This window comes from Capsulimonas sp. (assembly GCF_039929585.1).
Classification (GTDB): domain Bacteria; phylum Armatimonadota; class Armatimonadia; order Armatimonadales; family Capsulimonadaceae; genus Capsulimonas.
In genome coordinates this window covers 1-6,503 of sequence record NZ_JBDSQY010000075.1, presented here as the reverse complement: position 1 = coordinate 6,503, position 6,503 = coordinate 1, and the positions used below count along the sequence as shown (strand labels likewise).

Sequence of the window (6,503 nt, the reverse complement as noted above, 5' to 3'; positions counted from 1 at the left end):
CAGACTGATCGTGGCCTTGTCGTGACGCTTCCGGATCAAAAGCCCTGCGATTATGTCTACACCCTTCAGATTCGCGGGGGCGGTCTTAAGCCCGTTCCGTTCACGGAGGTTGCGGAGGTTGTGGAGCCTGTGCGCCCCGCCGCGGATGGCTCTCTGACGCTCATTCCTGACGCCGCCGCGGTGACCGGAGGAATCGTGGCGCAGGGCGGATCCACGCCCAATCTCGGCTACTGGAGTAGCGCCACGGACACTGTTTCCTGGAAGGTGCATTTTGACGCACCCGGCGCATACGACATCACGACGAAGACCGCCTCACCCGACGGCTCCCGTGTTCTCGTCACCGGCGTTGGAAGCGATGTGTCGCTGACCGCTCCGGCGACCGGGGATTGGGAAAAATACGTCGATGTCTCCGGCGGTCCATTGAACGTCGCAGCGGCGGGAGACTATACGCTGACCATTCGGCCTGCGGATGCGGCGACCTGGAAACCCATCAATCTCGCGGCGCTGGTGCTGCGAAGGCGTTAATCCCTATTCTCGCGCTTCGCCAAGTTTCCCCTTTCCCAGCATGCGGATTCGCCGGGGAGGGGGAGACCATTCACGCCATTCCCATTGTCGTTGAACCTGTCGTTGAGCGGATTAGTTGCAGCTTTGTTGAGAAAATGCTAATGAATCGACGTGACCTTCTTAAGTCGGCCTTGCTCGCCGCGGCAGTGCCGGCAATTGCCGTTGAGGCGCTCGGCGCGGACAATCCCGCAAACGCGGAAAACAAGGGGACACGATCTCCTGCCGACAGCACTCCTTCTGAACCACAGCGGCTCTGGTACCCGAAGCCCGCGACAGTCTGGACAGAAGCGCTGCCTCTCGGTAACGGGCGCATCGGCGCAATGGTGTTTGGCGGCGCCCCTGAAGAGCGTATTCAGCTGAACGAGAGCACGCTCTGGGCGGGGCAGCCGCACGACTACGCAAATCCCGAGGGTCTGCAAGCTCTGCCCGAAATCCGCAAGGCGGTCTTTGCCGGCGATTATAAAACTGCTCAGGACCTTTTCAGTAAACACTTTATCGGCCGTCCCTGGGCGCAAATGCCCTATCAGACGTTTGGCGATCTCTCCTTGACGTTCACGGAAGGGGTGGACGAAATCCAGGACTATCGCCGCGATCTTGACCTGACAACGGCCATCGCCACGACGACTTATGTCTCGGGCGGTGTTTCTTACCGCCGCGAATACCTGGTGAGCGAGCCGGATCAGGTTCTGGTCATTCGGCTCACCGCCGATAAACCGGGCCGCATTTCTTATCGCGCCAAGTTCGGCAGTCCTCAAAAATGTACCGTAGGCGCAATGGGAGCGGACGTCACTATCGAGGGTGTCTCCGGGGATTCCAAGGGCCTTGAGGGCGCCGTCCGGTTTTCTGGTCTGGCGCGGCACATCCCGCAGGGGGGAACGTTAACCGCCGACGCCGACGGGCTTGTTGTGTCGCACGCGGACTCGGTCACGATACTGGTTTCGCTTGCCACCAGTTACAAGAATTACCGGGATGTCAGCGGCGATGCGCCGGCTCGCGCTCATCGATATCTGGCGGCGGCACAGAAGCGGCATTACGCGGATCTCCGGCGCGACCACATCGCTTCGCACAAGCGGCTGTTTGACCGTGTGGAATTCCGTCTTGGTAAAAAGGCAAGCAACGAGGCGACGGACCAGAGAATTTTGGCTTTCGGCCGGGGCGAAGATCCTGATCTCGCATCGCTCTATTTCCATTATGGCCGGTATCTCCTCATCTCTTGCTCACGACGTGGAGGCCAGCCGGCGACTCTCCAGGGATTGTGGAACGATTCGATAAGCCCTCCCTGGGATTCGAAGTACACAACCAACATCAATTTTGAGATGAACTACTGGGCGGCGGAGAAGATTGCGCTGCCCGAGTGTCATGAGCCGCTGTTTGCTCTGGTGATGGAGCTTGCCGAGGCAGGCAAGTCAACCGCGCAAAAGCAGTATGGCGCGCCCGGCTGGGTATGCCACCACAATACAGACGGATGGCGCGCGACCGCTCCGTGTGACTACTGGGGAGCCGGAATGTGGCCGACCGGCGGCGCATGGCTTTGTCTCCATCTGTGGGAGCATTATCTTTTCACGGGCGACAAGTCGGCGCTCTCGAAGCATTATCCCGCGATGAAGGGGGCCGCCGAGTTCTTCATCGCGACGCTGGTGGCGGAGCCGACACATCAGTGGCTGGTGACATGCCCGTCGCTCTCTCCGGAACATCAGCACCACCCCGACGCGGCGGTATGCGCCGGCCCTACGATGGACATGCAGATTTTACGCGATCTCTTCGACGCCTGCGTCAAAGCATCGGAGGTCCTGGGCGTCGATCCCCAGTTTCGAGAGACGGTTCACGGCGTACGGTCGAAATTGGCTCCCATGCAGATCGGAGCGCAGGGCCAGCTGCAGGAGTGGTTTGAAGATTGGGATGCGCAGGCGCCGGACCAGAATCACCGACATATATCGCACCTGTATGGACTCTATCCCAGCAGCCAGATCACTCGTCAAACACCCGATCTGTTTGCCGCGGCGCGGCGTTCTCTCGAAATTCGGGGGGACGACGGCACGGGCTGGAGCCTTGCCTGGAAAATCGCCGCATGGGCGCGTCTTGCCGACGGCGACCATGCGTATCGTTTGATACAAGATGCGCTGCGTCTCACGAAGGACGCCGGGACCAATTACGAAGGCGGGGGCGGGGTTTATGCGAACCTGTTCGACGCGCATCCGCCGTTTCAGATCGATGGCAATTTTGGCTTTGTCGCCGGAGTTGTGGAAATGCTCCTGCAGAGCCACACCGGCGAACTGCATCTTTTGCCTGCCTTGCCTAGCGCCTGGCCGGATGGGCAAATCAAGGGCGTGCGCGCACGCGGCGGATATGGCGTCGATCTGGAATGGCGTAACTCAAAACTCGTTAGGGCAACCATACGGCCGAAGTTTTCGGGAAAGGTCACAGTGCGCTGGCGAGAGCATCGTTGGAATTATGTAACGCACCCCGATAAGGCAATCGTGATCGCGCTGAAGTGAACGCTGCTCAATGGATTTAAAGGTCGTGACCACGAATATAGGTTCCCTCGAACCATTCGCGCAGGACAACGCGTCATCGCCGCCTAACTGTCGGTCAGCGTGTGAAGAGCGCAAGACTGACTGGGCAGGGAGGGCGTTTATGGAGCCTTTGCGAGTGGGCGTCGTGGGATGTGGCGTGATTTCGGGAACACATGGGGACGCGCTGCGGCGCTTGGAGGAAGAAGGATTGGCGCGGCTGGCGGGGACGACGGATGTCGTGCGCGGCCGGGCCGAGGAGTTTGCGGGCAAGTACGGCTGCAAGGTCTTTGAGTCGTTTGATGAGATGATCGCCAGCCCCGAGATCGATTCGGTGACGCTTTGCACGCCGAGCGGGCTGCATGGCCGAATGGCGACGCAGGCGGCGCGGGCGGGCAAGCATATTTTGTCTGAGAAGCCGCTGGATGTTTGGATCGACGCCGTGGATGAGGCGATTGCGGCGGCGAAGGCGGCGGGCGTCACTTATGGCGGCGTGTTTCAGGAGCGGTTTTCGCCGGCGGCGCGCAAGGTGAAGCGTGCGGTGGAGTCGGGCGCCTTTGGCGAGATCGTGCTCGCGTGCGCGGAGACCAAGTGGTATCGAAGCCAGGAGTATTACGACAGTGGCGACTGGCGCGGCACGTGGGCGCTGGATGCAGGCGTCTTCTCCAACCAGGGCATTCATAGCCTCGACAAAGTCCAGTGGCTGGCCGGCCCGGTCGAGGAAGTTCTTTCGGCGACTTTGACGCCGGGATTCCACCGGACCATCGAAGGCGAGACTCTGGGCGTCGCCACCGTGCGGTTCCAAAACGGCGCGCTGGGGACGATCACCATGACCACCCTGGCGTACGACGGTTTTCCCGAGCGGATCGATGTCAGCGGGACCAAGGGCAGCGCGATGCTGGTGGGCGACCATCTGGCGCATTTTACTACCAAAGACCCTTATGAAGACGAGTTCGGCGATCTGAGCGGCTCCGCTGAGACGCAGTCCAATACCTCGAAGGACCCGGCGGCTCTCGTCGGCGATGGGCATTACGGCAACATTCGGGATTTCGTTCTCGCCGTGCGCGAAGGACGTCCGCCCCAGGTCGCCGCCGAAGGCGCGCGGGATGCCGTCAATCTGCTGAATATGATCTACGCCAAGGCCAAGGTGGGGCCGTACGCGTAAGATGCGCAATCCTCCTACAGCTGGAAGGCTGTAGGCTAGGCTGGGGCGAAGTCAGCTAAAGCAGACTCTTGGGGCACGCAAACGTCACTCATCATCCTAACCTGCTTCAGCTGGTTTTGCCTCAGCCTAGCCCACATCTTCCAGATGTGGGCTTACGCATAATCCTGGTAAAAATACGGGTGAGCAAATCCCCGTAAACATCCTATAATGAAATCACCATAACCCACCAATCGCTGCTCGACAAAGGCAAACTCTCCGAAAGGGGAGGACGCAAAGCGCATGGGCCTATAACTGGACCGCCGTTGGGCGGCCCCGGCATGGCAGCCACGTTTCCGAAGGTGCGAGTGCGTGAAATAGATGATAGAACGCCCGGTCTCTTCTAGGAAGAGGCTCGGGCGTTTTGTCCGTTATGGCTCCCGGTGAGCCAAAATGTCCTATAAATTGCCAGAAAAGTGCTCTTGAGCCCTGCCTCCTTCATGCCGACAATAAACATATGAATGTGATTCGTCATGCGCGTTATGCGGACAAGGTCATGCGCATCGAAGGCGCGCTTGCGGTTTCCGGGGTGGGGGGCGGCGTGCTTCTGTGGACTCAGGCCGCTTACTTTGGCGGCTACGGCTTTGCGGCGGCGGCGTTTCTTGCGCTCGGCGGCGTCAATATCGGCGTCAAGGCGATGCGCAACTACAACCGTTATCTGCGCGGCGCGGAAGGGGAAGAAGCGGCGCTCGCGGCGCTGCTGGCGCTTCCCGACGGATATTCCTGTATCTCCAACTTCGTCGTCCCCGGCACGCACCAGGGGGACGCCGACCTGATCGTGGTCGGCCCGTTCGGTGTTCTGGTCGTCGAAGTGAAGACGTTCACCGGGCATTACGCGTGTCACGGCGATGCCTGGTTTCGGCTGCACGATGACGGCGTGCGGCAGCCGCTGCGCAGCAGCGTCACGAAACAGCTGAAGCGAAACCGCAAGGCGGCGCAGCATTATCTGGTGGACTGCGACAGCCAGTCGCCCGTGTACGCAGTCGCCGTCTTTCCCGATGCACTGAAGCTCGACTGTGTCCACCCGACAGCTCCCATGGTGCGACTGTCAGGTCTGGCGGACCATGTTTTGAGCCTGCCGCCCGCGCCGGGAGGACTGGACACGGCGCCGCTGGAGGCGCTGTTCGGCCCCACTCAGTCGCGTGAGGCGGATACGTCCGCAGGCCGAGAGCCAAGTCCAGGAATCTCTTCATGAATACCTCAACGCCCAGCGTTTTATGGCCGAAACGGCGTGTCCTCGGCACAGGGCTCGTGGCTGCGCTTTGCGCCGCCCTCTGTGAAACCGTCGAACATGCGCTGACGCCCAATCTTAGCAACTGGCAGTCGCATGTGATCGGGATTGTCACAGTCGGGCTTATCACCGGTGTTGCGGCCGCTTATCTGGCCGCTTTTTACGAGCGGATGCGGCGACGAATGCGGCGAGAAGAAGAGGCGCGCATTTGGGCGGAAGAATCGCTGCGCCGTTCGTGTGAATGCCTGGAAACCATTGTCGAGGAGCGCACCCGCGATCTGGAGGCCGCGTCAGAAGAAATGCGGCGTGAAGTCGAAGAGCGGCGGGAATCCGAGCAGCGGCTGCGGGAAAGCCAGAGCCGCATGCACGCCATTCTGACCGGCGCCCCTCTGGTCCTCTACGCCATGGACAATAAGGGAGTGATACGGCTGTCCGAGGGGCAGGCGCTGAGCGTCGTGGGGCTGCGCCCAGGAGAAGTCGTCGGCCGTTCGATGTTCGAACTGTACCGCAACGATCCGCACTCGCTCTCCATCATTCGCCGCGCGCTCTCCGGGGAAAGCGTGCGCGAAACGAGACATGTCGGCGACGCCTATTTCGATTCGCAGTATACACCTGAATTCGATGGGGAAGGGCGCGTGACGGGAGTGATCGGCGTCTGTACGGACATCACCGAGCGCGTTCGGGTGGAGGCGCGCAATCGGAGTATTGTCGAGAACGCCGTCGAAGGCATTTACCAAACGACGATGGGAGGGAAGCTAATCAGCGCCAACCCGTCCATGGCCGCGATCCTTGGGTTTGACAGCCCGGACCAACTGATACAGTCCGTGGATCATGTTGGGCGCGACTTGTATGTCGATCCAGGCCGGCGCGGGGAGTTCCTGGCGCAGATTGAGTTGTCCGGCAGCGTCAGCCAGTTTGATTCGCAGATCCGACGCAGGGACGGAGCCCTGCTGTGGATCTCAGAAAACGCGCGCTGCGTGCGCGGCGCCGATGGCCG

Annotated in this window: 4 protein-coding genes, 1 pseudogene and 1 riboswitch; all 5 genes and pseudogenes read left to right on the top strand. The window is 60.8% G+C overall.

From position 1 onward, the window contains the following. A pseudogene (locus ABIZ35_RS05240) lies at nucleotides 1-525 on the top strand (hypothetical protein); the annotation flags it as partial. Between the two features lie 140 nt (nucleotides 526-665). Continuing rightward, nucleotides 666-3,059: a glycoside hydrolase family 95 protein gene (locus ABIZ35_RS05235; protein ID WP_348218819.1), complete on the top strand. Its 2,394-nt coding sequence runs from the start codon at nucleotides 666-668 to the stop codon at nucleotides 3,057-3,059. A 139-nt stretch (nucleotides 3,060-3,198) separates the two neighbouring features. Continuing rightward, the gene (locus tag ABIZ35_RS05230) at nucleotides 3,199-4,239 is read left to right on the top strand and encodes a Gfo/Idh/MocA family oxidoreductase (RefSeq protein WP_348218818.1); all 1,041 of its coding nucleotides are present in this window, start codon (nucleotides 3,199-3,201) and stop codon (nucleotides 4,237-4,239) included. 235 nt (nucleotides 4,240-4,474) lie between these two features. Continuing rightward, nucleotides 4,475-4,576, top strand: a riboswitch (cyclic di-GMP riboswitch). A 156-nt stretch (nucleotides 4,577-4,732) separates the two neighbouring features. Continuing rightward, nucleotides 4,733-5,470 (top strand): nuclease-related domain-containing protein, encoded by a 738-nt coding sequence (locus tag ABIZ35_RS05225; protein ID WP_348218817.1) that lies wholly within the window; start codon nucleotides 4,733-4,735, stop codon nucleotides 5,468-5,470. Further along, nucleotides 5,467-6,503 (top strand): PAS domain-containing protein (locus ABIZ35_RS05220; RefSeq protein ID WP_348218816.1); only part of this gene is annotated, 1,037 nt, incomplete at its 3' end. The genes ABIZ35_RS05225 and ABIZ35_RS05220, both read left to right, overlap by 4 nt.